General features: G+C 53.3%; 19 protein-coding genes and 23 tRNA genes. 7 read left to right on the top strand and 35 right to left on the bottom strand.

Annotated features, from left to right (window positions below; translation table 11 throughout):
• Positions 1-126 precede the first annotated feature (126 nt).
• Both SH528x_RS16925 and SH528x_RS16920 read right to left on the bottom strand, forming a co-directional pair.
• Positions 127-909, bottom strand: coding sequence for a hypothetical protein (locus SH528x_RS16925; RefSeq protein ID WP_442511676.1), 783 nt, complete (start codon positions 907-909; stop codon positions 127-129).
• Positions 899-2,824: a hypothetical protein gene (locus tag SH528x_RS16920; protein WP_442511675.1), complete on the bottom strand. Its 1,926-nt coding sequence runs from the start codon at positions 2,822-2,824 to the stop codon at positions 899-901. Before SH528x_RS16920 ends, SH528x_RS16925 begins: the two co-directional genes overlap by 11 nt.
• A 181-nt stretch (positions 2,825-3,005) precedes the next feature.
• Here SH528x_RS16920 and SH528x_RS16915 point away from each other — a divergent pair, with 181 nt between their 5' ends.
• The 7 genes from SH528x_RS16915 (at position 3,006) to SH528x_RS16885 (ending at position 12,831) form a co-directional block, all read left to right on the top strand.
• Positions 3,006-5,129 carry a GNAT family N-acetyltransferase gene (locus SH528x_RS16915; protein ID WP_442511674.1) on the top strand — a complete coding sequence of 708 codons (2,124 nt, stop codon included), beginning with the start codon at positions 3,006-3,008 and terminating at the stop codon, positions 5,127-5,129.
• 8 nt (positions 5,130-5,137) lie between these two features.
• Positions 5,138-5,581, top strand: coding sequence for an ASCH domain-containing protein (locus SH528x_RS16910; protein ID WP_442511673.1), 444 nt, complete (start codon positions 5,138-5,140; stop codon positions 5,579-5,581).
• A gap of 291 nt (positions 5,582-5,872) precedes the next feature.
• A complete protein-coding gene (locus tag SH528x_RS16905) occupies positions 5,873-6,103 on the top strand; it encodes a MerR family transcriptional regulator (RefSeq protein ID WP_442511672.1) in 231 nt (76 codons plus the stop codon).
• Between the two features lie 54 nt (positions 6,104-6,157).
• Complete coding sequence (locus SH528x_RS16900) at positions 6,158-6,628, top strand: hypothetical protein (RefSeq protein WP_442511671.1); 471 nt, start codon at positions 6,158-6,160, stop codon at positions 6,626-6,628.
• Between the two features lie 126 nt (positions 6,629-6,754).
• On the top strand, positions 6,755-9,889 hold the full coding sequence (locus SH528x_RS16895) for an AAA family ATPase (protein ID WP_442511670.1): 3,135 nt from the start codon (positions 6,755-6,757) through the stop codon (positions 9,887-9,889).
• Positions 9,890-9,892: 3 nt separating this feature from the next.
• On the top strand, positions 9,893-12,373 hold the full coding sequence (locus SH528x_RS16890; protein WP_442511669.1) for a DUF2357 domain-containing protein: 2,481 nt from the start codon (positions 9,893-9,895) through the stop codon (positions 12,371-12,373).
• Complete coding sequence (locus tag SH528x_RS16885) at positions 12,370-12,831, top strand: DUF6884 domain-containing protein (RefSeq protein ID WP_442511668.1); 462 nt, start codon at positions 12,370-12,372, stop codon at positions 12,829-12,831. Before SH528x_RS16890 ends, SH528x_RS16885 begins: the two co-directional genes overlap by 4 nt.
• 17 nt (positions 12,832-12,848) lie before the next feature.
• Here SH528x_RS16885 and SH528x_RS16880 read toward each other — a convergent pair whose 3' ends face one another.
• The 33 genes from SH528x_RS16880 to SH528x_RS16720 form a co-directional block, all read right to left on the bottom strand.
• A complete protein-coding gene (locus tag SH528x_RS16880) occupies positions 12,849-13,514 on the bottom strand; it encodes a DUF2726 domain-containing protein (RefSeq protein ID WP_442511667.1) in 666 nt (221 codons plus the stop codon).
• The gene (locus tag SH528x_RS16875; protein ID WP_442511666.1) at positions 13,514-14,146 is read right to left on the bottom strand and encodes a hypothetical protein; all 633 of its coding nucleotides are present in this window, start codon (positions 14,144-14,146) and stop codon (positions 13,514-13,516) included. The genes SH528x_RS16880 and SH528x_RS16875 overlap by 1 nt, the downstream gene beginning before the upstream one ends.
• A 300-nt stretch (positions 14,147-14,446) precedes the next feature.
• Positions 14,447-16,147 carry a vWA domain-containing protein gene (locus tag SH528x_RS16870; protein ID WP_442511665.1) on the bottom strand — a complete coding sequence of 567 codons (1,701 nt, stop codon included), beginning with the start codon at positions 16,145-16,147 and terminating at the stop codon, positions 14,447-14,449.
• 113 nt (positions 16,148-16,260) lie between these two features.
• Positions 16,261-16,347, bottom strand: a tRNA-OTHER gene (locus SH528x_RS16865).
• A 254-nt stretch (positions 16,348-16,601) separates the two neighbouring features.
• On the bottom strand, positions 16,602-16,973 hold the full coding sequence (locus SH528x_RS16860) for a hypothetical protein (RefSeq protein ID WP_442511664.1): 372 nt from the start codon (positions 16,971-16,973) through the stop codon (positions 16,602-16,604).
• Positions 16,974-18,260: 1,287 nt separating this feature from the next.
• Positions 18,261-18,331: transfer RNA gene (locus tag SH528x_RS16855), tRNA-Cys, on the bottom strand.
• The gene (locus SH528x_RS16850) at positions 18,310-18,849 is read right to left on the bottom strand and encodes a GNAT family N-acetyltransferase (protein ID WP_442511663.1); all 540 of its coding nucleotides are present in this window, start codon (positions 18,847-18,849) and stop codon (positions 18,310-18,312) included. The genes SH528x_RS16855 and SH528x_RS16850 overlap by 22 nt, the downstream gene beginning before the upstream one ends.
• Positions 18,850-18,924: 75 nt before the next feature.
• Positions 18,925-19,122: an SEC-C metal-binding domain-containing protein gene (locus tag SH528x_RS16845; RefSeq protein WP_145418492.1), complete on the bottom strand. Its 198-nt coding sequence runs from the start codon at positions 19,120-19,122 to the stop codon at positions 18,925-18,927.
• A 65-nt stretch (positions 19,123-19,187) separates the two neighbouring features.
• Entirely contained in the window at positions 19,188-19,565 is a 378-nt protein-coding gene (locus SH528x_RS16840) for a hypothetical protein (RefSeq protein ID WP_442511662.1), read from the bottom strand.
• 32 nt (positions 19,566-19,597) lie between these two features.
• A tRNA-Arg gene (locus SH528x_RS16835) sits at positions 19,598-19,670 on the bottom strand.
• Between the two features lie 31 nt (positions 19,671-19,701).
• Positions 19,702-19,773, bottom strand: a tRNA-Arg gene (locus SH528x_RS16830).
• Positions 19,774-19,798: 25 nt separating this feature from the next.
• Positions 19,799-19,872 (bottom strand) — tRNA-Thr (locus SH528x_RS16825).
• A 38-nt stretch (positions 19,873-19,910) separates the two neighbouring features.
• Positions 19,911-20,711 carry a hypothetical protein gene (locus SH528x_RS16820; RefSeq protein ID WP_442511661.1) on the bottom strand — a complete coding sequence of 267 codons (801 nt, stop codon included), beginning with the start codon at positions 20,709-20,711 and terminating at the stop codon, positions 19,911-19,913.
• A gap of 71 nt (positions 20,712-20,782) precedes the next feature.
• Positions 20,783-20,861, bottom strand: a tRNA-Arg gene (locus SH528x_RS16815).
• 12 nt (positions 20,862-20,873) lie between these two features.
• Positions 20,874-20,959 (bottom strand) — tRNA-Ser (locus tag SH528x_RS16810).
• 63 nt (positions 20,960-21,022) lie between these two features.
• A tRNA-Val gene (locus tag SH528x_RS16805) sits at positions 21,023-21,095 on the bottom strand.
• Positions 21,096-21,353: 258 nt separating this feature from the next.
• A tRNA-Leu gene (locus SH528x_RS16800) sits at positions 21,354-21,438 on the bottom strand.
• 40 nt (positions 21,439-21,478) lie between these two features.
• Complete coding sequence (locus tag SH528x_RS16795) at positions 21,479-22,039, bottom strand: prolyl hydroxylase family protein (RefSeq protein ID WP_442511660.1); 561 nt, start codon at positions 22,037-22,039, stop codon at positions 21,479-21,481.
• A gap of 37 nt (positions 22,040-22,076) precedes the next feature.
• Positions 22,077-22,150 (bottom strand) — tRNA-Leu (locus SH528x_RS16790).
• 12 nt (positions 22,151-22,162) lie between these two features.
• Positions 22,163-22,234, bottom strand: a tRNA-Leu gene (locus SH528x_RS16785).
• Between the two features lie 12 nt (positions 22,235-22,246).
• Positions 22,247-22,317 (bottom strand) — tRNA-Ala (locus SH528x_RS16780).
• Between the two features lie 27 nt (positions 22,318-22,344).
• Positions 22,345-22,418: transfer RNA gene (locus SH528x_RS16775), tRNA-Leu, on the bottom strand.
• Between the two features lie 94 nt (positions 22,419-22,512).
• Entirely contained in the window at positions 22,513-22,782 is a 270-nt protein-coding gene (locus tag SH528x_RS16770) for a hypothetical protein (RefSeq protein WP_442511659.1), read from the bottom strand.
• A gap of 50 nt (positions 22,783-22,832) precedes the next feature.
• Positions 22,833-22,904 (bottom strand) — tRNA-Val (locus SH528x_RS16765).
• Positions 22,905-22,910: 6 nt separating this feature from the next.
• Positions 22,911-22,981 (bottom strand) — tRNA-Trp (locus tag SH528x_RS16760).
• 233 nt (positions 22,982-23,214) lie between these two features.
• Positions 23,215-23,289 (bottom strand) — tRNA-Glu (locus SH528x_RS16755).
• Positions 23,290-23,446: 157 nt separating this feature from the next.
• Positions 23,447-23,519, bottom strand: a tRNA-Asp gene (locus SH528x_RS16750).
• A gap of 91 nt (positions 23,520-23,610) precedes the next feature.
• Positions 23,611-23,685: transfer RNA gene (locus SH528x_RS16745), tRNA-Gln, on the bottom strand.
• A gap of 109 nt (positions 23,686-23,794) precedes the next feature.
• Positions 23,795-23,866 (bottom strand) — tRNA-Gly (locus tag SH528x_RS16740).
• Between the two features lie 85 nt (positions 23,867-23,951).
• Positions 23,952-24,023: transfer RNA gene (locus SH528x_RS16735), tRNA-Asn, on the bottom strand.
• An 8-nt stretch (positions 24,024-24,031) separates the two neighbouring features.
• Positions 24,032-24,102: transfer RNA gene (locus tag SH528x_RS16730), tRNA-Gly, on the bottom strand.
• Positions 24,103-24,203: 101 nt separating this feature from the next.
• A tRNA-Lys gene (locus tag SH528x_RS16725) sits at positions 24,204-24,276 on the bottom strand.
• Between the two features lie 445 nt (positions 24,277-24,721).
• A tRNA-Phe gene (locus tag SH528x_RS16720) sits at positions 24,722-24,793 on the bottom strand.
• Between the last annotated feature and the right edge of the window lie 373 nt (positions 24,794-25,166).

Raw genomic sequence — 25,166 nt, 5'->3', positions numbered from 1 at the left:
TCACTTCCGTCGTGTAAGTACCCGTCAATAATGGCTCAGGAACTGGTGATCCCGGTTCTTGTCGAAGACGATCGAGAAACAATGAGAATTCTCGAAGGCCGCGGTCGTTGAGTCGTCGTATCTCCATTATTCAGTCACCCCGTCGTTAGAATCCACTTTCAATGTCCAAAGATCGGCGAGTCGGAATCTTCGACCGAAACTGCTGACGGCTTCGTCGATCCATTCGATTTGCGAAGTAATCGGTTCTACCGGTGGAGCCGCCATATTTAGCTTGGCCTTCAGAAAACCATTGAACCAAATACTCAGCCAGTGCTCATCGTCGTCGACGGACGCCATCTCCTCGATGATTGCCCTTTGCAACGTCCGCCGCAGTATTTCGGGGTATACAGCCGCTCGAAATTGGTCGCTGCGACCGATCACTTGAGCGCCACCCGCGCTTCGTTCGACTTGCACAATCGGCCCGTTGTCATCGAAGTCGATGTCCCAAAGACGGCCGTCGAGATCAGCATCACAAAACCGCACCAAATCCGGCTCGTCTTGATCATCGAGGCCCTGAGGTTTGATGCGGTCGGCCAACGCCAGAATCCTGCCAGCAGACTCAGTCACATCGGATACTTTCACTCGAAATCGAATGTGTCTCCAGTCGTCAAACTCGTCGAGGCGGCGATCGTTGATTGGCGGATCGACAACAGCCGCAACGGTTCCAAAATCGAATCGAACTCGACTTGTTCGGTGATATGCCTCGACGAATACTCTTGCATTTCCTGCGGCCGAAGCCAGTTTACTCAAATCTAACTTCGCTTCAAACGTCGCAGCTTCGCCCTCCCCCGTCGGTGGATGGATAACGATGTTGGCCTGGGCTCGCGTTAACTTCTTGCGTCCCGAGTAGTTTATACGCTTAACGGTCATCTTCGCCCTCGCTAGATTTCGACTCAACCGCGGTTGTCGTGGTAACATCGACAATTAAATCCCGATTCGGATCAAAGCCGATCGCGGTGACCTCGAAGCCAGGATCAATACTTTCGACTGCGAAACGGTTACCTTTGTCGGACCGAACGATTTCCGAATTGCTCGCTGAAAGTCGCACGTTCCCTCGCGGCTTTCTCAGATCAAAATCAATCTCGTCAAACCGCGACCACGGCGAGCCATTGATCACATCATAAGCAACTCGCACCCGTAAACGCTCCGGCAACTCGCCCTCGCTTGCTGGACCGTGATCATTCTGTCGTATCGTGAATCCGTCGTTCGTTTGCTCGACCCTAAAAAGTGCTGGGGGTTTTGGTTCCAAATCGTCAGGTGGAATTTCAGGGCCTACGCCACTTGTCTTCTTCGCTTTCCCCAATGCGGTCGACGTCGCATTGGGAATTGCTGAAGAAAAAAACTGCGTCGCAATACCGCCAACTGGTTCGTTCGCGTTGCCAAATGCAATCTCAACCAATCGACTGACGGCGGTTGCGACAAACCGAATTTCGCCGAGTCGCCCTTTGTACCGTTCCTGAAACCGATCTGTTCTGGGACTCCAGTCCGTGTGATTCGCACCTTCAGCCGAACGCAGAAAATCAGCTAGCGGCCCGGGGGCAATGACGACCAAACCTCGCACCTTGCTTGCGGACTTTGCATCCCTGACATCTGAAACCGGCAGCAACTCTCGAATGAACGTTGGCTTTGCGCTAAGCCGTTCTGCACGTTCAAGAAACACGTCAAAATGCGTAGCCAATGGCGCCGCGTCTTTTGGGTGGATGTAAAGCGGCACTCGGACTGCGACTCTGTCACGGTGATTCAACGCGGACGTGATCGCATTACGAATCTCCTCACTGACGAGGGTCTCATCCAGCTTCTGGATGCCGTTTGACAAAGGACGGACCGTCTGCAGCTCAATGGACGGCAGAGAAACCGCCCAGCGAGCTAACGCTACTTCAGCGTCGACCTGCTCATCTCCGACTCGAGGAAGTCGATCCGCTGAGAACGATTCGACGGCCCCATGATCGTCCAGCTCAACCTGTAGCTCGCCACGCAAGATTGCGTAGTGATATTCCGCTACGATCGCGAATCGCAAACTAATTGCATCGACACTTGGATCTAAGAAGGGGATCACAAGACTCAGGCCTGGTTCGTTACGTCGCTTTAATGGAAACGAGGTGCGAAAATCAGCGAGCATGCCATCATCATCAATCGGCTGTCGGGACTCACCGTCACGCCACTCCTTCAAGAAGTAAGCACGTCCACCATAAAGATTTCCATTTAGCTGTCGGAACCGCAATAGATTCTTACCGATCAGTAATGGCTGGAGATTCTCGTCGCCGGCCCGGATCGTAAATGCAAAAGTCGAACGAATGCGACTTGCCATTGTGAATACGATTTTGCCGACGCCGCGACTTCCCAGCTTACGCTCGCCCTTCCCTGTGACCCCGTCGTGGTACAAAAAATTGACGAAGTTGTTTTCTTCTCCAGGTTTATAAGGAGCAGAGTAATCACCCACGAGGCCTTTGGTGTTAAAGTCTTCAAAGAGTAAGTACTCGTTACGATGGTTTGGACGCGGTGCATTGGGTGCCCCTACATCCGGCAGTGCAACATGATCAAATAATATGTTGAACCATTTGCGATTATGAGCCGTTACTGGCGCTGGACACTTACCCAGGCTAATCTTAACGACCACTGGATCTAGTTCACTTGTTAGTGCTCTTGCGTCCAAAGCATTTTGGATTCCCTCTCGTACTAACGCTGTTGCCAAATCCCGGATCGCGCCACCACTAAACGCCTCACCTGCAGAGGTTTGGTCAATGTCTTGGTACCCATCATGCTTCTGAAAAAACCAACCCGCCATCGAGTCAACTCACAATGCGATGTATCGTAGATGCAATTACCTGCCACATCATAGTTAATAGGAAGTAGACTGTGGTGTTGGCAACGGACAAATTTGCATAGGCTGTGCATTAATCGTCCGATGATGATAGGACCTGGGCACGGAGTTGTCCAGAATCTTGCGGGATTCTCAGGGTAAAGCGATGAATGCACAAGCAATAAATGCACAAGCGATGAAGAATATTAGCGTTGACAAAGCAACCTGCCGCGAAAGGCTAAATGAGGTATTGGAGATTTACCGTAGCCACAAAGCAACCCTGGGTTTTCTGCCTTTTGGTGCGTTTGAGGAACGATTGACGAAGAAGCAAATCTATATAGCTAAGATCGAAGGAAAGACCGCCGGTTATGTGCTGTTCTCAATCAACCGAGACGACGAGGTACGTATCGCACATCTCGCTACCGATTTGGACTACCAACAATGCGGAGTTGCAAGTGCTTTGCTACGCAAGCTGAAGAAGGACTACGCCCATTGCTCAAGAATTCGACTCAATTGCCGAGCCGACTTTCCCGCCGCGGTAATTTGGCCACGCCTTGGTTTTGTCGCTGCCAGACGCTTGCCGGGTCGAAAGGCCGGCGGAAGCGAGCTAATTGCTTTCCAATGCCGACTGAACGATAGCCCTCTTTTCGATCAGTTTGAGGATACGGCCAACCTTCCGGTTGTCGTTTGCGATGCCAACATTTGCTGGGACATCGAGTATTCAGACAGAGACAACCATGAATCGTCGAGTGGATTGATCGTGGATTGGCTTGCTGATGAAATCGAGCTCAGAGTCACCGAAGAAATCCTGAACGATTTTGATCGGCAAGAATCGAGTGTGCGAGATCGAATGTGCAGCGTGATACGTTCGCAGTGGGAAATGATTGTCGCCGATGCCATCGAATTTGAATCCTACCGAGTGATCGTCCGAGGGATATTGGGTGAGCCGAACGGTGATGATGACTTGTCCGATGAGAAGCATCTGGCGACCGCTGCGGCAGCCGGTGCCACAGCGTTCGCGACTCGTGATCATCAGTTGCTAGAGGCGGCTCCTGAGATATTTTCGCAGACGGGGCTGCGCGTTCAACGACCATCGGAGATCATCACGGAGTTCGACTCGCTGCAGTCCGTGACAAGTTCACATTTTGGTGAGCTACGCAAGACGGGGATTCAACGAAAACGAGTGAAGTCAGTTCGTGATGTGGATGTTGAGCAGTACGTGAAGTCGACACGTGGAGAGAAAATCGGTGAGTTTCGGCGCTATCTCGACCACGCACTGTCGAACCCAAAGCGGTTTCGCGTGGAAATATTGCAAACCATGGACGACAAACCGCTCGCGCTGGTCATCGTGGAGCGTGATGGCGACGTGGGTTATCGAATCCATCAACTACGACTAGCCCACTGCCTCGATGGAACGCGGCTGGGAAGCACGCTTGTAGAATACATTTCTCACCAGCCGCTTGGGTCCGCCTGGACCGGGGCCGAAGAGGATCACCAACACCGTATTATTTCGATCGCTGATCCCTACTTGTCTCACGAGATCGCTAGCTCATGCTTGGAACGTGGATTCGCAATGCGTGGGACGGAGCTAACACGCCCTGCAATGCCTGGGCTGTGGTCCCGCGACGCACTGTTGAACCAACTTGACCAATACGCGGGCCGCGGTGTAATGAATGCAGATTATGTTGCCGATATTCGGGCCTTGGCTACCGCCGACGATGAAGTGTCGATTCGATCGCTCGAACAACAGATCCATCCAGGAAAAGCCGCTTTTGGTAATCTGCAAACGTGGATTATTCCGATAAAACCGGAGTGGGCGCAGGAGTTGTTCGATTTTCGGATTTGGCAATACGAGCTATTTCAGGCCGAAACGACACTCGTCGTCAATCCTGACTCGGTCTACTACAAGCGCTCCCGAAACAGTCCAACAACGGATATTGGTCGGATCTTGTGGTATGTCAGTGGCGAAAAAGAAAAAGGCGGAAATTTGATCCGCGCCTGCTCAGCAATGACCAAACTTGTCACTGGGCCGGTCAAAAATCTGTTTCGTCGGTACGAACGGATGGGAGTATTTGAGTGGAAGCAGATCAAGGAGCATTTTGGCGATGCCAACGCGGAGGCAGCGGCAATTGAGTTTACCGATACAGAACTGCTCCCAAATCCGATTAGCTTCAATCGGGCGAATGAAATACTTGAGACTGTCGGAATGAAGCGTAACCAGTTCCAGTCGGCGCTTCGCATTCCACCCGAAGCGTTTGGTCTTATGTACCAAGAACTCACCAAGGCCTAGATGAACTAATGTTGTTTCTCTCGATCCATCCACAATACGTTCAAGCGATCGTCGAAGGCCGCAAAACGGTCGAGCTGCGCAAACGATGCCCGCGTGCGGAGATCGGATCGACGGTTGTCATCTATGCCACCATGCCTCAGTGCGAAGTCGTCGCGACAGCGATACTGGATCGAATCGAGGCAAAAGAACCAGCAAAACTCTGGCGCTACGTTCGAGCTAAAGCTGCCGTAACCAAAGATGCCTACGACACGTACTTCGCTGACGTCGACCTCGCCGTCGGAATCCATTTGACGCAGATCCGAACATTTGACTGCCCAATCGCGTTAAGCGATTTGCGAGAGAGCTGGCAAGGTTTTCAACCACCCCAGCAGTTCCGTTATCTCTCTGCCAGACAACAGGAACTAATTGCTTTGCGAAGATCTACCGAGATCGCAGATTCAGGCTGCCGTTGAGCTCGTATTTCCTTCGCATTTCGATCCTGCCGCGAGTTAACCCGCATCGAGTCGACAGAAATTTCACAGCACTTCAAGCGTTCCAAGATCACCCCGCACTCGATGGTCTGTTCTTCTTTAGAGCGTGCGGTGAGAGTCGTTCCGGCTAAAACGCAGAGCCTGTTTGGCCTCATCGGTCACTGAACCGGATTGCGCATTGGCGTGTCAAATCAGTACCACCATTTGCGTCATGGGGCATGTTCTGCGAGTACAAACATTGGTAAGGTTAGCAGGCCTACGACCTCCAATGTCATGAGTAGAGACGCGATGGAGAAACTTGACGAATACCTGACGATCAAGGACGCCGCTCAGTTTCTGGGCGTTTCTCAGAACACTTTGCGCTATTGGGGACGCGATGGCCGTATTCCCGTGCATCGCAATCCGATGAATGGCTATCGGCTATTTCGACAGTCGGATTTGGAGGCGGTTCTGAAGCAAGCGGCACAGACGCCAAAGGCCACGAAGAATCGCAAAGCGAAATAGGAGTGCGTTAATTCGCGAAGGTTACGGTTTACGAGTCGCTCATCGAGAAACGCGATGGATCCAGAAAATATTGTTAGTTGTCGAAATCGAGAATGGGTTCTATTACCCAGTGAGGATAAGCATGTCGATTTGCTCCGCCCCCGGACCGGCGCGACCGACGAAGTTGTTGCATTGCACAAGTCGCTTACCGACTTGATCCGCTACTCGCTAGGCAAAGAACAAGTTTTCTCGGCCACGTTCCCGTTGCCAATTGTCGACGGTTTGGCGGATGGCCGCGATTGGTCCGCGCACCTCGAGTGGCTTAGGTCTTTGACTGATTCGCGTTCAGAGATTGAACGACGGTGTTTGACCGCCCTGGCTGAAAATCATTTGCGTTTGCCTGACGAGGCGCAAAAGGCAATTGAAGAACCACGATGCATTCCCGACTTTTTCTATTCACCGAATGTCTGTGTCTTCTGTGACGGGCGGTGCATGACCAACCTGATCAGCAAGTCTTGGATGGGAGGATTTGTGAGGCACTTTTGAATCGCGGCTATCGAGTGATCGTGATTCGATATGATCAACCACTCGATGTCCAGCTTGCAAACTACAAGGATGTTTTTGGTAATCCATAGGCGACTCGATATCACTGCGTGCCAAATAAAGAACTAAATGCGTCTAAATATAAGCGACTGCAAGCTACTTGCCCGTTATCAAGAGACCCAAGTCTGGAATCGCGCACCTGAGGAGGATCAGGATGCGATACGGGAACTTTGGGGGCGATTGAAGGAGCTTGCTGCGGAGGCAGCGGTGCAGTATCCGGGGTCGACGGAGGTGAAGGCATTCACGTCGCATCTGAATCCGAGTGGCCGCACGCCCAAGGAACTTTGGTGCTGTATCTTTCCAGCTTCGGTGCCGAACAAGTCATTTGCTCTGCAGACCGCAATCATTGTCTCCGGTCGCGGCGTCGAAATCTGTTTTTGCCTGGGTGCCGGTACAGCAGGGATCAACAAACTGGAAACACGCCATCGGTGTGACGTGGCTTTTGCCGCAATGCGGGCAGGTCTTCAGCGTCTGACGATGGAGGATCGGGCGAGATTCGCAACTAAAATTGGTGAAGGTTGGTCGCTGAACGAGAAGTGGCGGATGTGGGATGAGCCGTCGTCGTTCCAATCGCTCAACGATTGGCTTGATCATGCGTCGCATTCTGATGGTGATGGTGCGAGCATCTCGAAGTTCTACGCGGTCGACGAATTGGCTTCGATCGACGTTGCGGATGAATTCTTAAAGACGTGCACATTGTTCCAACCGTTACTCGACGCTGCGTACCAGGAAGTCGCGCCCGAGCCAGAGGAAGCGTCCATACCAGCATTCGTCAAATTGATGCGAGAGCTTTCTGACGAGGGCGTCATTCTTTTTAGCCCTAAACAAGGTAGCCGTTACTGTATCAGCGATGTCGATGCCGGCGGTTGCATGGTTCAGCGACTAGATTCGGAATCGCCGGCTCGCGTAACAGCTTCCGCTTTTGAGGCGAGACTTGCGTGGCTCAAGCAGCAAGGAGGTGAGGCACCCCGGAAAGACATCGACAACACCGTCGCTGTGCAAATCTGTTATTTGCAGATGCCAGAAATAGGGCTGAAGGCGGATCGACAGACGGCAGTTGCGTTCGAAAATAATGACCAGCGAGCGAACAACTTGATCTTGTTGATCCTGTCAATTCAGGCGATCACTCTTTACAAGCCGGTGATTTTGGCGTTGGTGATCGAAGCGATCAGGGACGAAGAACTTGTCGACAACAACATCCAATTCGATTGGCTACTTCCACGCTTCATTTCTCGTTTGCGAGAGCATGGCAAGCAGGTCGGTGAACAACAATTGGCTGAGGGTTTTGGTCGGTTGGCAAACGATCTATTTTGGTTGCTGGCTCATCGCGATCCGACAAGCTTGCTGGATGTGACTTCGCCCACGCCAGCCAAAATCAGAGAGCGGGTGTCGCATGCACGTCTGCAAGAAGCGTATTGGCAGATGCTGCAGGATTCGGATTGTCAGTTGCGAGTTTTGGAGGCGATTGAAACGAAATGGTGGCCCACGGACATTGTGGAAAATGAAATGCCGAACTATTGGTTGTTAGCTCCGGGTGAGGGAGGGGTGCTATGGGACCGCTGGCAAGCGGACGATGTCGGCACGATCGGATGGAGAGAAGTTGGCGATCTATCGGCCTTCGACGGTAGAGAGTCACTGGCTGAACGTGTTGCTGTCGCATATCCTGACTCAGGAAGCAAAGCCGTCACTCGGATGCTTTGGCAGTTCTTCAAAAAGATGAAGCCAGGGGATGTCGTGTTTGCGAAGCGAGGGCGGAGTGGGGTCTATGGCTGGGGTGTGATTACTGGAAACTACGAATATCGCGATCAGGATATCCCGCACCATTTCGCTCGGTCTATCGAATGGAGAAGTGTCGAGGAAGTCAACATGCCGACGACGATACTCTTGCCCATGCAGACGCTAACGCAGATGGACACGAACCATCAGTTCCTTTGTGAAATGCGACGTGCGTACGAGGAAGTGCCTGGGCTCGAAAACTTGGATTGCGAGGAAGAAATTGTACCCATTGAAAGCGACATTATCGATCTGCCAGCCGAAACCGATCTGGCGGAATCGACTGAGAAGCTGATTGAGGCCATCGAGGCTGAGGGCTACATCTTCCAGCCTTGGCAGATTGCCACTTACATCACTGCGCTGCGAACAAAACCATTCGTCATTCTGGCGGGAGTTTCCGGTACCGGAAAATCGAAGTTGCCAGCTTTGGTGGCTAAGCTCACAACAGGAATCATTGATCGCATCTCCGTCCGTCCCGATTGGACCGACAGTTCCGACGTACTGGGCTACGTCGACTTGCAAGATCAGTTTCGCCCTGGCGTTGTCCTGCAGGCCGCGCGTAACGCATCAATGGATCCACAGCGGTATCACGTTTGTTTGCTTGACGAAATGAACCTCGCACGTGTCGAGCATTATTTCGCTGAAGCCTTGAGCGCAATGGAAGACCGGAAGAAGGCAGCCGCCGGTGGCTATGAGACAACGCGTCTCGTTTCTCAGACCTTGCCCGCGACCTATCTTTCATGGCAAGAGCAGACGATGCCCGCTAACTTTAGCATCGTCGGCACCGTGAATATGGACGAGACCTCGCACGGCTTTAGCCGAAAGGTGCTCGATCGTGCGTTTACGCTGGAGCTTTCAGAGGTCGACCTGGATTTGGATGGGCCGACGCCGACGCCCAATTCGTCTGAGCCTGTTTACTGGCCGCCCACTTTCTGGTTCTGTGGTGCGACTCGAATCGCGGAGTGCAATCAAGCTTTGCCTGCGTTTCGGGAGAATGCTGAAAAAGCAACGACATTGCTGCAGAAGGCAAATCAGTGCTTGGTTCACAACCAATTGCAGGTTGGCTACCGAACTCGCGACGAAGTGGTTTTGTTTTTGTTGAATGCAAAAGATATCCCCTACGCATTTCGCACGCATTCAGGCGAGCAGATCGATCCGCTGGATCTCGCGATGATGATGAAGGTTCTACCTCGGCTTGTTGGCGGCAGCATTTCGATTCGGCGTACGATGCTCGGACTGATTGGTCTGGGGATGAACGACCAACCGTTTGGTGTCAATGATGACTCGTCGGTGGATACGGTTGTAGCGGCATGGAACCAGTCCGATCGCCCTGACGCACTTGAGAACGCGAAGTATCCACGCACTGCGGCTCGTTTGTGCCTGATGTGGGAACGTTTGATCGACGAAGGCTACACGTCGTTTTGGCTGTGATTCATGAAACGCCTCTTTCGCCTTGCTACGAACCGATTCACGCTTGAATGCAGCCGCGTGCAGGCGCAGGATCCGCCAGTGCTAGCGATGGCAACGCCAACGCGAGGGCGTTTTAAGCTGACTGTCCGGAATCAATCACTGACCCAAACCGAACCGATTTTCCGTGATGGCACGCCGGATTCGATTGCGAGTGATTATGCCGTCGATGACGGGCCTCCGCTTTTCGAGGAGTCTCGCTATCAGCTTTACGCGAAGGCGACTGGAGCTGGCGATCGCATCGAAATTCGCAATCGTGACCCCTCGTTGGTTGATTCGCTGGGCCACCAGGAACACGGCCAAGTTCATCACGGAACAATCAACTTTCGTGGTCATGTAGGGCGAAGCCTCTTCACGGTCTATGTGAATGACGTGCCAGAGATTGATTTCGAGGTTGAAGTCTTCCCGACCAAGGTTGACTACAAATCAGATTACCGCGAGATCCTGGGGGACGTTCAAGAAATTCTAACGACGCTTGCGTACGAGTATCTGCGTTCGACCTATCAGCTCGGTAAGCGTGCCCCAGGGAAACTGCCTTCCCGGATAGAATGGCTCGTTCTGATCGGATTCATCATGGATGATTTGGAAGCCGCAATGAATCAGATTGCTCGGCATCCGACACGCGGTTTAGTGCGCCGTCCACGGTCGACGCGATTGGAACGGGTTCGACGCGTTGATTCGCAAGTGCGATCTCAATTGCGTCGTGGGATCGGCCGAGGAGGCTTCGTGCGAATTGCCAGTGGCATTGCCCGCGAACAGATTGTCACGCGTCCCGCGGAATTGACTTTGGATACGATGGAGCATCGTTGGCTGAAGAAACAGTTGTGTGGTGCCGTTCAGACCCTGAACCAAATTGCGTCGGTCTATTCGGCGAAGGAGAAAGCTGGCCCACGAAAACAAGAAACGATACGCGGTATAAGACGGTTTCAAGAACGACTGTCTCACATGCTCGATTCGGAGCCGATGCGAGAGGCTGAAGGTGTTCCGCCAACAGGATTTGCATCACTACAACTGGTGTCGGCCCCTGGCTATCGCGAGGCGTACCAGAAACTCATGTTTTTGCGTATGAGTCTACGACTAGAGGGTGAGCTGGTCCGCTTGTCGTTGAAAGATCTTCCACTGCTTTATGAATACTGGACTTATTTGACCGTCGTTCGCATGATCGCTGATGAGTACGGTTGGCCAGATCAACTGAGCGAACTGTTCAAAATCCAAGCAAACGTGCTTTCCGTTAGTCTGACACAGGGCAAACAACAGGCGATTGCATTCCGAGCTGGGCACGGACGCAAGATAACAGTTTTCTACAACCGGACGTTCCGAGATCGCGATCTGATGTTGATGACGCAACGGCCAGACATTCTCATCCAACTGAAGGAAGGCGGTTGGCCCAAGGTGCAGTTGGTTTGCGATGCCAAGTACCGAATTGATGCCAGTGATGAGTACCGCCAGCAGTACGGTTCGTTTGGGCCACCCGCCGATGCGATCAATGTTCTGCACCGTTACCGGGATGCAATCCTGGAATCAGAGCCTGATTTGACTAGTCGCAACCAGCGAAAACGAAGTGTCGTTCAGGCTGCGGCACTTTTCCCGATGAATAGCCAGTCGAGCCAAGACTTTCGTGATAGTAGATTGTGGACGTTCATCGATCGGGTCGGGATCGGTGCGATTCCGGTCTTGCCCAGCAACACAGCGTTGCTAAAGGAATGGCTACTGACGGTATTGAGAGAAGGCGGCTGGTCGCTGGCGGACCGAGCGATCGCAAGCTCCGCCGACCGGCAAGCCACCGACTGGCGTTTCAAAGCCAATCGCCCCGTCCTTGTCGGAGTTCTTCGTTCCCCTGGGACGATAGAACATCTCAACTGGATTCATTCTAAACGACTGTACTTTGTTCCGTTCGCACCGACCCAGCGTCGACAATTGCAGGCAACGCAAGTTGCCATCTATCTGCCCAACAGCCTGGATGAGCCGAGCGGCATTCGTTATATCGCCCATGTTGAACAGATCGACGTATGCGATCGACACGAGATTTCCACGCCTTGGGAACCTAGACGCACGGGACAGATGGTGCTGTATCGACTATCGGAGCTGCTCCCGATGCCGCGCAACATCAAGATTCAGCCGGACGAACACACTGCAATCCGAACGTCTCGATGGACCAGTGAATTGGGAATCGAAAGAGCAAAAACTCTGAGCGAGATTGCGTTGGAAACGGAACCGGAGTGGCGTCTGCTTGAGTGGCTGAGGGCGCACCGGCTTTCATATCGCCTAAAGCCTCACGCGCATCGCTCGACCGATTTAGATAATCCACGTGGGAGAGTATGGTTTGAACTGGATGGTGAACGCGTTGTTCGTTATGACGGCGCAAACAACTTCCTTGTTCGATCGTCCAATCTTACCGACCGTTTTATTTCGTTGCGTGAACTCGAAGAGGGTGAATTGCTCCGATGAGCACTCGCACACTTGTCATCGTGCCTTGCGGACTGAGTAAGATCTGGGACAAGCAACCGTCCGCCGGACCGACGATCGCGCAGGACGCCTATACCGGATCCCCGTTCAAGGTGAACCGCAAATATGCCGAGTTCATTGGAACCCAATGGGTCATCCTGAGTGCAAAATATGGATTCATCACACCCACGTTTGAGTTGCCAGGCCCGTACGAAGTGACTTTCAAACGCATGTCTTCGAGACCGTTCGCATTTGAAGTCCTGAGACGACAAGTCGTTGAGCTGCGTCTCGATCAGTACACCGCTGTGATCGGGCTCGGCGGGAAGGAGTACCGAGCAGCCGTTTCTGCTGCGTTCGACAGTACTAAAGTTGAGCCGACGTTCCCATTCGCTGGCCTCCCAATCGGCAAAGCGATGCAAGCGACGAAAAATGCGACTAAGAATCCTATGGAGAAGAATTGACCGGCTGTTTCACCGAGTCAATCAATCCCGATGATCTCACGACACTTCGGGAAGTTGGTACACGCCCAAAATCGTTTGCCGGCATGTGCTCCTTTCGCTGCTTTGCGCTGAACCATAGTGGTGTGGCATTTTGGGCAGGAAGGTTCGTTTGATTCCATCGGCAATGGTGGTGGAGCTGGCGCGGTGTTTGCGATGCCGGTCAGAACGCTCGCGATTTGTTGCTGGACGTCGGCGATCGAATAGGTACGGGCGGCTTTGATGTGCAGAATCGACAGGCCGGCTGCCGCGAGGGCTTGGTCAACGAATGCGTCTCGCTCTTGTCGGTAGTTGCGGTTGTGGCTGGCGTCGTCGAGCTCGATCGCGAGGACGGGCTGCATCGTGATGGGATCGCAGAGCAGGAAGTCTATGTGCTTGCTGCTGATCTTGTTTTCGTAAGTGCGGCTGTCGTCTCGCCGTGGGACGTACAACACGTCCCACAGTCGCACCTTGTTGTTGATCGAGTAGGTCTGCCCGACCCCTTGCTCAAGGACGCGATAGAAGGCCAGCTCGGCGGCCGACAGGAAATCGTCTCGCAGTCGGTACGGGAGGTCGTTCTTTCCTCTTCCCGATCCAGCACCTGGACCGATGCCCAACAGCTTCAGAAAGAAACCTAGGCATCCAGTTTGCTCTGGTTTGTTGACCATTACTCGGCTTCCTGCTGTGGATGGATTGCAAAAACCTCATCGTTTCCGAGCGATACCGAGTAGTCTTCGGTGATGAAAGTTCCGATCGAAATGACCTTCTTGTAATTCTCGCTTCGGATCCAAAATATGGACTGAGATGCTGGAGGCCGACCTACTGCGCCCCACTTCCCGTCTTGGAAAGAGAGCGTTCCGCGGAACACGAGAGGTTTCCGAGTTTGCAACGCACCGGCTTCTTCTCGCGACATCGGGATCGCTATCGGCTGTGTGGTCGTAATATTGAAAGGTAATTTGGCAGATGGCTTGTACTTGCGAATCGGCGACTGAGTCTTAATCGTCGCTAAATCGTTCCGCCAATCGACTGATTCGATTCTCGCATCATATTGCAGGATGACGCCATCAAATTTGGCATGGATTTCCTCACGCAACTTCTTGAGCGAATCTTCTTGCTCCAACTTTGTCGTTCCAACAGGGACACGTCGAGCAAGTAACTGCATCTCCTTGAAGAATATCTCGACGGGCATCACTACCGGCTCGTCGGATGCGGAGGGCTCTTCCGCCCTTGTGGCGTTGCAGCCAAACAACAGTCCAAACGTGACCCAAAAGATTGCTGAAACGATTCCGCGATTTTTCATTCCCACATTTTGCCTCTAACGAACGAAACCCTAGTCTTTTTGTTTCGTCATGTTTTACCAGATCGAGCATAAGTGCTAAATCGGGCATCAGCGACTACGGGATATTCACTCGCGGTGCAACGCAGTACATCAATTGTTCATGCTACAATCTCGCATCGAAGTTGAAGAACAATGGGTTTGTTATCGAGTTGTAACCGAAAACGCAAAAAAAGCCCGCGGAGGATTGCTCCTCCGCGGGCGTTTCAATCGTCGCATAGGCTTCTAGCCTGTGTTTTTGACAAGCAGGATGCTTATCCCACGTTACAGTTCGACAGATTCCACTTCGCGGACGAAGCGGGATGCGTCGTTTTCCAGGAACGATGAGACAACGTTGAACACGGCGTCACTGAAGCCGCCGATGTTCAGGATGTCGGCTCGCTCGGGTGCCTGGCTGGTTCCGTAGGGTTGGATGTCGATGCAGACTAGCTTTGGATCGGCAATGCCGTGTCCGCGCTGAGTCTTCTTGAACTTCTCCCATTGGGTCATCACTCCGGTTGAACCGTTTTGGCCGTAGCCGTATCGGCGTCCCGAGGTAATCCAGCTCTCGTTGTCGCTGACCAGCACGATGCCAGCGAAGGCTTGCTTCGCGTAGCGTGTGTTGGCTTCGACAAACGGCAATGAGCAGTCCGTTCCTCCGCCTCCGTACTTCGACAATCGTGCTGACAGGCTTAGGATCGAATCGCTTGGATCGACCTTGACCTTGTAAGCCTGCGTATCGAATGGAATCACGACGCTGTCTGGGTTGCGACGCAGGATCGCTGCTGCGAACAGTGCCGCAACATCGACGCATCGCATCTTCGACGTTCCGCCCCCTCTTCCCGAACGACCGGCACGGTTGCCCGTGACGGCACATCCCATCGAACCTGACGTGTCGAGTCCGATAATGACTGGGCCTGGAAGCGCCGGTACGTTTCCGCACGCGATCTCCGCCGCGTCATGTAGCGCCGTCTTGATCTTGCTTGGAACCTCGTCCGATGCGTTCATGTAAGCCGCAAGGAACTGGTACGGGAACTGACGACTGCGAGCGATCGCGTCTCGGTCAGCCAGTTGGCCGGCCACGTAGTCGATCAACTGTCGGTCGGGCACTCCGTGACCGACGTTCTTTCCCGCATCCCCGTCACGGAGTGCCGGGGCGACACTGAACACGTCGTGACGCAGCAGCGTGTTGAGGTTCATTCGCAGTGCTTGCGGTCCCATTTGTCGGGCAATCGCCTTCCAAACCAACGGACCCTTGGCTGCGTCGGCTAGCAAGTCCCATCGGACTTGCAGGTCGCCGGCGATCAGCGTTTGGGCTTCAGCCGTCTCGGCTGCTCGGTAAGCGACCAGCGACTGCACCGTTGATGGCAAGTGGTCAGCCGTTGCTGGTGCCCACTTCTCGACTGGCTTGTCGGTCAACCATCCGAACAGTGCTCGACGCGTGTCATCCTTTGGCGTTGGACGTGCCATTCGCAAGACGTCTCGCAGGCTTGGATCGTTTCCGATCGAAGCTGAGAGCAACTTGCCAACAGACGCGTCGTTCAGCCAACGTTGGAACGCACGCTGTAGCGAAGACGACAGGCCCTTGCGACCAAACTGTCCCGAACGAGTCATCTGGAACACGGTGCGCAGCACGCGGCCGTTGTCGGCGACTCGGTCGAAGACTTGGTGCATCAGCTTGGTGTCTCGCGTTGACAGTACGACGAGCAACGCCGCCGGCATGTCCTTCATGTAAGCACGCTCACGGGAATAGACGGCCAGCTTTGCCAGGAATTCGTTGTCGTCGATCTCGTCGACCAGCTTTCGCATCGCGTCGAGTTGGTTTCGCGCCGACGCATAGTAGACGTTACCGAACGTTCCAGTCGCTGCCATTTGGGCGAGCGCATGCTTCGCGGACAACTTGTACGCTGGTCCGCCCGCTTCGTTGACCACGGTTGCGCGTGGCAGGAAGCTGGTGATGCTTTGGAATAGAGACTTGTTGGCCATCGTGACCTCCTTACGAATAAACGATCCGACGAAGTTTGGTGCAGAGGTTGCTCCCAAAAGAGCTTCGCCCCGTTATGGGGCCGCGACCGAGAAACGTCTCGGCGCGGTTGGAGTCGGGACGACAGGAATCGAACCTATGGACTCCACTCCGGCAGTCGGATCGTGTGTTTTGCGTGCGCCACCGCGAGCGAAACGTCCCGAACAAAATGGGACCGTTCCGACACGCAATGGTTTTGTGTTGTTGAAGTGGGATAAACTTCTAGCTTGTCGATCTTGGACTAACAGGCAGGATGCCTATCCCACGGTAGTGATGCACTGTGTTTGCCAGGAAAAAACGCGATCGACGAAGCGGATGAAGGGTAAAGTAAGAAGTTAGAAGTGTGAAAAGTTAGGAATCTGATCCCTTCACACTTCCCCCTTCTCACTTTAAACTTCCAAAGTTCGTGTACGCTTTCTATTTCGTTTTCTTCTTGGCGGCCTTGCGCATTTGTTTCCAAAGCGAGCGACCGTTGTCTCGGTCGAGCCGGACAAGTTGTTGCTGTCGTGTGTCGAAAGCGATCAGGTTTCCCTTGGGTCGCTTCGCGTAGACGAACGGCAAGCAAACGGCAACGACTTTGTGCGGTTCGCCAACTGCACGCGGCAAGTAGCGAGTCCGTACGGGTTCGTCGATTGGTTGCGAGATGCCCGAGCAGCTCCATAAGTAGGACGGAAGCTCGATGATCTCGCTGAGGATGGTGACGTAGTCACCTTTGGCGATGTCTTCGCCAGCGATCCGGGCCGCGACGGTCGTCACGGTTTTGGATCTTGTTTCGGTTGTGGTTTTCATGTTTCTGCAATCGTTGAAAGAATGAATTGTGCATTTGTGTTCCCTGTTGGGCGGCGAGATGGATTACTCGCGGCCGGTCGTAATGGCGAAACAGGAATGTAAAACACGCATAGTTCAATCTCTCAAGACGATTGTAAAGAACGCGACTAACGAAGTGGATGATCAGAGAAAATGTTCTGCCAATTAAACTACGAGCGAGCCGAAGCTTACTCGGTGGGAATCGAACCCACACCTTTCGATTAAGAGTCGATGTACTCCGATGCGGCAGTTAGTCGTGTATTGGTTGTGGGATAAGCTTCCAGCTTGCCGGCAGTTTTATGACAGGCATGATGCCTATCCCACGGGAAAATACTCTCAAAAAACGATTGACGAAGTTTGTTAACCAGACAGATTCGATGCTCTACCAACTAAGCTACGAAGCGAACGCAAGGTCCACTTCGGTGGGACTCGAACCCACGACACCCGAGGTAATGTAGTCCGATTAGGCAGTCAATCGTGTATTGTCGACGTTCGCTCCGCGAACGATTCGTTTTTGCGTTACTTTCACGGAGTGAAAGGCGACTATGTATGGTTGGCGACGAAGTTATGGACCAGAGGTTTTTGTCTGAGCTACCGCTTGTTTTCGCAGCGGACGGGAATCGAACCCGCGACCTCGTCACTCGCGTGACGCGCTCTCCCATGTACTCCGAACCGGCAGTCGCCATGTGTTGTTGTTAATTGGATCAAAAACGACTGACGAAGGCTTGACCAGAGAATCTATCCTGCGTGTTTTCCAATTCCACCACAACGATCTTGCGATCGCAGGCGGGACTCGAACCCGCAAGGCCTGTAGGCCACAGAATCCTATGTACTCCAAATCGGCAGTCAGTCGTGTATTGTAAAAGCGGCGACGAAGTCGTGGTCAGATCACAGTCGTGTAGGAATCGAACCTACCGATCGTGTTGCCACGATCCCCAGACTCACTGGACGCATCAGCTTTGGTTGTGCATGTATTCCGAACCGGCAGTCGCCGTGTTTTGTAAAAGTCCAACGAAGTTGTTTGCCGAGAAACCGCTCTTATCGACAGCAATGCCGTCGACAGTGGGCACGCGTTTGCGATTCTCAGAGAGATCCGCCGACGCTCACGCTGCTTCCGGTCGCCCGGAAGTTCGATACCTTAGGGTCGTCATAGTTACGATGTATTCCCAGCAGGCAGTTGGACTTTGTGTTGTGACCGATCGGCGAGGAAATAGCTCAGACGTTTCATGTTACGAAGATGTAGTCCAAACCAGCAGTCGATCAGTCAAGAAACGCTGGTGGGAGTCGAACCCACTTAAACCGGGTTGCAGCCGGCCGCCTAGCCATCTGGCTCCAGCGTTTTGTCGTCTTTCAAGATTGAGTAAAGAAACGCGTCATGTCGTTGGTCGCCGAGAAGCAAACGCTGACGGAGCGTGCCCTCGCGATTTGCTCCGGCTTTCTCCGCCGCACGTTGACTTGCCGTGTTTTTTGTCGACATCAATATTTCGACTCGGTGGATTTCTCGCTCGCGAAACACCCATTCACATGCAATCTGAATTGCTCTCGATCCGAAACCGCATCGAGTACAACCTGAGCGAATCCAGTAGCCCAACTCCGCGACTCCGCTAGATAAATCGAGGTTATGGAAACCGCAGGTACCAAGGATCTTGCCACCGGAATCGACTACGACGAAACTCCATTCCATATCGGACTCCCAAGCGTTGGGTCGACTTCGCACCCAGTCCTCGGCATCCACCTTTCCATAGTCTCGATGGCACCACGGCATCCAGAGTGACAGCTCAGGTTTCGACTCCAGGACAGCGTCGAGGAGTGGTTCAATATCGCTTTCTTGATACTGTCGAATGGCGACGCTCGTCATCTTACTATCGCCAGTACAGTGACCGTGTTCATTGTGAATCAATATCCCTAAAAGTAGTCGTCGCGATTGACGCCATCACAGACGCCCCGATCGTAGGCAGCAACGTTTGAATCGCTGACCGCTGCCACATGGGCAGAGGTCGTTGCGACCGAGTTTTTCCTCGAGTTGCTTGCCTTGGATGATTCGGACTCCGCGTTTGACTTTCGTTTCCGACGGGTAGCCTTTACGACGTTTGCTCATCGGCTCGAAAGCAGAGGTCTTCGTCGCAGTCATGTTGGTTGTCGTGTCGCATTGGTCTGCTCCAGGTTAGGGTTTCATTCTACTGAAAATGATGGGTTTCACTTCTCGTCGTCACGATTTGTCGACTCAACGATTCGGACCGTGATCTCAGCGACGTCTTTCGTTACATGCAAAGCCGTTCCGACTCCGTCGTGTGATTCGGCCACCGGTTTAAATCTCGCTTCGGGGAAACCAGCGAAGTCATCTGCAAATCGGAAGTCATCCGAAACGCGTAGGATGTCATCGCTGTTGCTTGAAAACGCTCGGGCGAAGTCGTCGCCAGTTGAGACAGACATTCGACCGACATCGTCGACTGAGTGGACGCCGATTCGAGCGACGTCATCGGCGCACCGAGCGAACATCCCGAGAAGTGCGACCAATCCGGCACCGATGCCATGGGCCAATGTGCTTTCATTGTTGTTGTCGTTATTCATCATCAGCCTCCATGGTTCGTCGTTTCATTTGTCAGTGCTCTCGCCAGGAATCGAACCTGGTCTACGACCTTCGCAAAGTCGCGTGCTATTCCGGCACACTCCGAGAACAATTTAAATGCGGTTCTGGTTCAGAACCGAGTAACCCGTCCAGGAATCGAACCTGGTCCGACAGTTTCGAAGACTGCCATGCTATCCAGCACACTCACGAGTCATATTATTGATCATTAAGTAACAAGAGCCGACGACTGGGTTCGCACCAGCATGGGTCGCTTTACAAGAGCGGTGCCTTTCTACATCGAGCCACGTCGGCTTGGGAAAAAGCCCCGCACCGAAGTGCGGGACCGAGATTCAGTCGATGAAAGCGACATGTCGCATTGCGATCGACTCGTTTTCAGTGTTCATCAGGACATGGTGCCAACCGTTCAAGACGATGGTCTTGTGATCCGGATGACGAACTCGTCCGCGAACAAACACGCTTGGGTTTCGACGTTGAGCGACCCAGTGCAGGTGACGAAGTTCAGGCTTACGACTGATCAATCGCATTCGCTGTCCCTCGGTCAATCCGCTGGGGTGCTGGTTACTGATGTAAACCAGTTGTCCGCCCTGCCGAACCACCTCTTCGCAAATGTGCGGCTTTCCACCGCCGCGTGCAATCGGCTCGTTTCGTAGAGCTAGACGCTCATCGACCAACGCTGGATTCTCGACTGGCACGAAGAACCACTCGCCCTGACGGATGAACGCTTCATTACGTCGACGATTCCGCTTGCGCGGCTTCACGCCGAGACGGTTCTCCAACGCTCGCACGGCAACCGGCTTCAACGCATCGAACGCGGTTCGGACCGTTGAAACTGCAGCACGCTCAGGTACCGCAGCGACGAACCAATGTCGCTCGTCGTGTCCGCACAGGAACTTGTGCTTTCCGTCACGCTGGTCCGCCATCAACAACAGGTGCCGCATGCTCGGTTGAACGTCGAGGACACGAGTTTCGGCCATCTTCGGTCCGGCGACTTCGATGTCAAAGAACTCACCGTCGGCATCGTTTCCGATGTCGATCGAGATTCCTTCAATACCGTTTCGTCGCGAAGCGGGATGAATCTTCGCTCGAGCACCAATTCGCGTGAATTGACGCTCAATTAGTTGCATGTTCATGACATTGCCTTTCAAAAGTGTCAAACAAGCGAACAGATGCCGGCAGCCAACTTGACTGCGAATATCGGCAATAGCCCGATCAGGAATCGAACGTCTCACCAAAAGCTTCTGGTTAGAAGCCAGAGATGATGTCCGTTTCACTATCGAGCCGTTACAAACTAGCGGAAGGCGAGGGAGTCGAACCCTCATCACCCGAAGGTGGCACGCGTTAGCAGTGCGGCCCGGCAAACCGTATCCGGCTGCCTTCCGTATTGTCGTGGTTCGCTCCGCGAACCAAACGTTATGATCGCGGGGCGATCAACGACCAAAAGTGATCACGGATGGAATCGAACCATCGGTCTCCTGCTTGTCACGCAGGCGTCTTAGCCGCTGGACCACGCGATCGTGTTTAACTAGTCGAGACAGGAGTCGAACATGCAAAGTCAATTTAAAAAGCCTCTTATGCTTGCAGATTTGCCTGTTTGCGTAATCGACCGTTAGTTGCCTTTCGCTCTGCGAAAGTAGCATCCTGTCCCGTTACTTTCGCGGAGCGAAAGACGACACTGAGTAGCGGGTTCGGGGGTCGCACCCGACGGTCCAGGCTTATGAGGCCCGGATGAGCCTGGCTCACCCGCATCGTTGTTTCACGTTTAAAAGTGAAAGTAGCCAAGGCGAGAGTTGAACTCGCACGCCGCATGTGGGCACGACATTCTGAGTGTCGCGTGTCTACCGGTTCCACCACTTGGCTGTTTGAATCGCTGCCCCGCTTTCGCAGGGCAGCGAAATGTTTACGCTTGCGATTCGTACATCACGTCCGAACGCAAGACATATTTGGTTCCCGATTCAACGACCGCACCTTCATGCAGTTGCGGATGATGAAACAGCAGCAGGCTTCCGGTCTTCGGCTGCACTTGAAATCGTCCAGGCTGAAAGAACCCGGTGCTGCCACCAGTAAACTCGTCGTTCAGGTAGATCAGGAAGGTGAACTCGCTTCGCTCGCCATTCTCTCGTTCAAACGCCCCGTCATAGTGAGGGGCAAACGTCTGTCCGGGTTCGTAGCGGTAGAAACGCAATCGTTCATTTAATCCGATCGCTCGACGACTTCGCCAAGGTGACACGACCCAAGGTTCGGCTCGCGTCCACAAATCTGCCGCAACTTCGAGGTCGTCCTTCATCACTCGCGTATTGTTTCGGACGTCCTTTCGGATGACTGCTCCGGCGGAGGTCGTGATCGGCGCGTCATCGAAACCCAATGACTCCGCGAGTGCGATGTACGCTTGGCATTCCGACTCATCGAGGAAATCGTGAATCACGTAAACGTAGTCATAGTGGTACTGTTCCTTTCTCATCGGTCGTTCTCCATTGGTGATGACGTTGTTGACGAAGTACTGCGGGAGGGAGTCGAACCCTCAAACACGAACGTTTGAAATTCGCCGCTTTGCCGGTTTGCGTACCACAGCTTGTTGAATCAGTACTGAGGGCGGGAGTCGAACCCGCAAGCACTTGTTCCTAAGACAAGCGGCTCGCCGTTGGCCTACCTCAGCGTTTGCGAAAAGTGGAGCACCGGGGAATCGAACCCCGATTTTCTGCGTGCAAAACAGACGTCTTCCCGTTGGACGAGCGCCCCATGTTGTTCTTCGTTGAATTTAAAAAGTGCCCAGAGCAGGAGTCGAACCTGCAAACACTCGGGTTTAAAGCGAGCCGCTCGGCCGGTTGGCGTATCTAGGCGATCGGAAGTTTGAAGTAAGAAGGGTGAAGTGTGAAAAAAGGTTCGGTCATGTCCTTCAAACTTCTTACTTCACCCTTCAAACTTCTTTCCGTGTTACGCTCGGAGTCGCGGCGTACTGTCGCCCGTCGACTTGCGGTGATTCTTGATTGCCTTGTGCGAATCAGGAAGTTGGTCGCCTTCGACGATCTCGTCACCGACGAATTCGACCACCCAACCGTCGACCCAACCTACGTTGTCGTCTTTCAACCTCAGCACGCGGCCGACTTTCGCAAACTCTTGCGGGATGTACGATGTCGTTCGTACTGATCCGCTGGCGATGTCGCGTCTCATCGCACATTGCACGTACTTCACATTTCTGGACATCGTCGTTCTCCTTGGTTAATTGCAGGCCAGCGTCACCGTGACGCCAGCAGTAGTCCCGGATGGAATCGAACCATCGTTTCCTGCGTGTAAAACAGGTGTCGTCTCCGTTGGACCACAGGACCTAAAAGCACGTCCCCAAGGACTTGAACCCTGACTAACTGGTTTGGAATCAGCAGTGCTACCGTTACACCAGAGACGTGTGTGTTTGCAAAAGTGGGAACGCAAGGAATCGCACCTCTCGCCGACTACCACACAATTAAAGGCAGAAGATTTACAGTCTCCCGTGTGGAAACGCTCCCATGATTCAGTCAACGAATCGGAAGCCCCAAAGTGGATTCTGCACTCGAACACATCGACGGTTTCACCGCAGCTGTTTTCAAGACAGTGTCCTCATCCGGCCGGGTGACTTCCGTATTGCGTTATCAAACGCAGTGACGTGAGCGGGAATCGAACCCGCGGACTCCTGGATGAAAACCAGACGATTCTGCCATCAGAATCTACCACGCCGAGATTGTCGCCTTTCACTCCGTGAAAGATGCGTTTAGCCATGCTGCTTTCGCGGAGTGAAAGGCGACCTTAAGTACCGCATAGGAGTTTCGATCTCCTTCCTGCTGCCTGAGAAGCAGCCGACCTAGCCAGTAGTCGAATGCGGCGTTCTTGAAAGCGATGGCAACGGGAGTCGAACCCGCAGCGACTTGATAGACAATCAAGCTTCCTTCCCAGAGGAACTTGCCACCGAAAATGTTCGCGAGGGTGACCGATCGGAATTGAACCGACATGGACTTCGTTCACAGTGAAGTTCCTGAAACCAATACAGGACGGCCACAGCACCGGAGACTGGAATCGAACCAATGAACTCCTCGTTCAGAGCGAGGTGCAGCGACCAACAACTGCTACTCCGGCATTTGGTCTTTATCAACAAAGCACTCCGTCCGGGAATTGAACCCGACCTGCGAGCTTCAAAGGCTCACGTCGCGACTACGCGCCGGAGAGAGTTTTCACAATTAAACAGAGTGTCCTGCGGGAGTCGAACCCACCTAGCCGGATTGGAAGTCCGGAACCTTTGCCGCTCGGCCAAGGACACGAAATATGCGGAAGTTTGAAGGGCGAGGTGTGGAACGAAGCGAGCTATTCCACACTTCTCGCTTCACCCTTCAAACTTCGCGAAGCTCCGGCGGATGGACTCGAACCAACACTCGTCTCCTTAACAGGGAGCCGCCTTACCATTGGGCCACACCGGATTCTGCAAAGCGCCCAGTGGGAGTTGAACCCACACTTCCGCCATGGCAAGGCAGCAGGCTACCGCTACATCATGGGCGCAAAAATGCATCACTACCAATTTGTCAAAGATCAATAGAAGTTAGAAGGGCGAAGTGTGAAACTTTCAAACTTCTAACTTCCTACGTCAAACTTCCGAAAGGTGGGATCGGTGAGAATCGAACTCACATCGCTCGGATTAAGAGTCCGATGCATTACCTTGTCTGCCACAATCCCATGTGTTGTCGTCGTTGTTTCTTTTCAGTCGGCGCCAGCGGGAATTTCACTCGCGCTCTGTCGCCTTATAAGGACCTTGGAAGATTGAAGGGCGAAGTTGGAAGTTTGGAAACTTATTCTCATTTCACTCTTCTGACTTCAAACTTCCAAAGTGGTAGCCCCGAGGATCGAACTCAGCGCGACCCGCGTATCAGGCGGATTTGGGCGACCAGCCCTCGACTACCTTTTGTCGCCTTTTTCTCCGCAAAATTTGCAATACTTTCGCGGAGCGAAAGGCGACTTTAAGTCGGACACCTCGGAGTCGAACCGCCCGTGGCGGAGCCACCCACAAATGAAAACAGCCTCCTGGTCCCAAACCAGGCGTGCTTCCTCCTGCAACTGTATCCGATGTTGTGTTGCGTCAATCGCCGCGGCGGTTGCCGTCGGCGCATATCTTCCTTGTCAGTGGGCCGGGAGGCGCTCGAATCCTCGTCTGCGGTTCTTCAGACCGCCGCTAGACCGTCTCAGCTACCAGCCCAAATTGGGTTCGTTGTTGTGGTGCCCGTTCGGTGCGGACACGAAAAAAGGCTCAGGTGTCTGCGTGACACCGAGCCTTCATGAAGAAGTCGTTCGCTAATGAAAGCGAGTGTCACATCAGACGCGAATACGCCGGGGCATTATCATTCAACGGTTGCCCGCCGAAGATACTGCCTTCGTGTATCTGTTCGAGTCGACTGGATTGGGTTTTCATTTGTAAAAACATCAGAAAGCTCGTTACTCGCTCGTGGCGTGAATGTGACTTGTGTATTCGGAGAGATAGACGCGTTCGCGTCGCAAGGGTTCGCGTAAAATCTCGCTTTCACAAAAATAGAGATGCGCGAGACAGGGATTCTATTTCATTTAACGCCGAG

The sequence above is a fragment of the Novipirellula methanifontis genome (assembly GCF_052161655.1).
In the GTDB taxonomy this organism is placed as follows: Bacteria; Planctomycetota; Planctomycetia; order Pirellulales; family Pirellulaceae; genus Novipirellula.
This window is presented reverse-complemented; position numbering and strand designations above follow the sequence as displayed.

Bases quoted from the DNA above. Each gene is read 5' to 3' on its own strand.
- SH528x_RS16840 (WP_442511662.1), bottom strand. From the start codon at position 19,565: ATGATGAATAACGACAACAACAATGAAAGCACATTGGCCCATGGCATC.
- SH528x_RS16885 (WP_442511668.1), top strand. From the start codon at position 12,370: ATGAGCACTCGCACACTTGTCATCGTGCCTTGCGGACTGAGTAAGATC.
- SH528x_RS16875 (WP_442511666.1), bottom strand. From the start codon at position 14,146: ATGAAAAATCGCGGAATCGTTTCAGCAATCTTTTGGGTCACGTTTGGA.
- SH528x_RS16900 (WP_442511671.1), top strand. From the start codon at position 6,158: ATGGATCCAGAAAATATTGTTAGTTGTCGAAATCGAGAATGGGTTCTA.
- SH528x_RS16920 (WP_442511675.1), bottom strand. From the start codon at position 2,824: ATGGCGGGTTGGTTTTTTCAGAAGCATGATGGGTACCAAGACATTGAC.
- SH528x_RS16910 (WP_442511673.1), top strand. From the start codon at position 5,138: ATGTTGTTTCTCTCGATCCATCCACAATACGTTCAAGCGATCGTCGAA.
- SH528x_RS16845 (WP_145418492.1), bottom strand. From the start codon at position 19,122: ATGACTGCGACGAAGACCTCTGCTTTCGAGCCGATGAGCAAACGTCGT.
- SH528x_RS16770 (WP_442511659.1), bottom strand. From the start codon at position 22,782: ATGTCCAGAAATGTGAAGTACGTGCAATGTGCGATGAGACGCGACATC.
- SH528x_RS16895 (WP_442511670.1), top strand. From the start codon at position 6,755: ATGCGTCTAAATATAAGCGACTGCAAGCTACTTGCCCGTTATCAAGAG.
- SH528x_RS16915 (WP_442511674.1), top strand. From the start codon at position 3,006: ATGAATGCACAAGCAATAAATGCACAAGCGATGAAGAATATTAGCGTT.
- SH528x_RS16850 (WP_442511663.1), bottom strand. From the start codon at position 18,849: ATGACGAGCGTCGCCATTCGACAGTATCAAGAAAGCGATATTGAACCA.
- SH528x_RS16905 (WP_442511672.1), top strand. From the start codon at position 5,873: ATGAGTAGAGACGCGATGGAGAAACTTGACGAATACCTGACGATCAAG.
- SH528x_RS16820 (WP_442511661.1), bottom strand. From the start codon at position 20,711: ATGAACATGCAACTAATTGAGCGTCAATTCACGCGAATTGGTGCTCGA.
- SH528x_RS16795 (WP_442511660.1), bottom strand. From the start codon at position 22,039: ATGAGAAAGGAACAGTACCACTATGACTACGTTTACGTGATTCACGAT.
- SH528x_RS16860 (WP_442511664.1), bottom strand. From the start codon at position 16,973: ATGAAAACCACAACCGAAACAAGATCCAAAACCGTGACGACCGTCGCG.
- SH528x_RS16880 (WP_442511667.1), bottom strand. From the start codon at position 13,514: ATGGTCAACAAACCAGAGCAAACTGGATGCCTAGGTTTCTTTCTGAAG.
- SH528x_RS16890 (WP_442511669.1), top strand. From the start codon at position 9,893: ATGAAACGCCTCTTTCGCCTTGCTACGAACCGATTCACGCTTGAATGC.
- SH528x_RS16925 (WP_442511676.1), bottom strand. From the start codon at position 909: ATGACCGTTAAGCGTATAAACTACTCGGGACGCAAGAAGTTAACGCGA.
- SH528x_RS16870 (WP_442511665.1), bottom strand. From the start codon at position 16,147: ATGGCCAACAAGTCTCTATTCCAAAGCATCACCAGCTTCCTGCCACGC.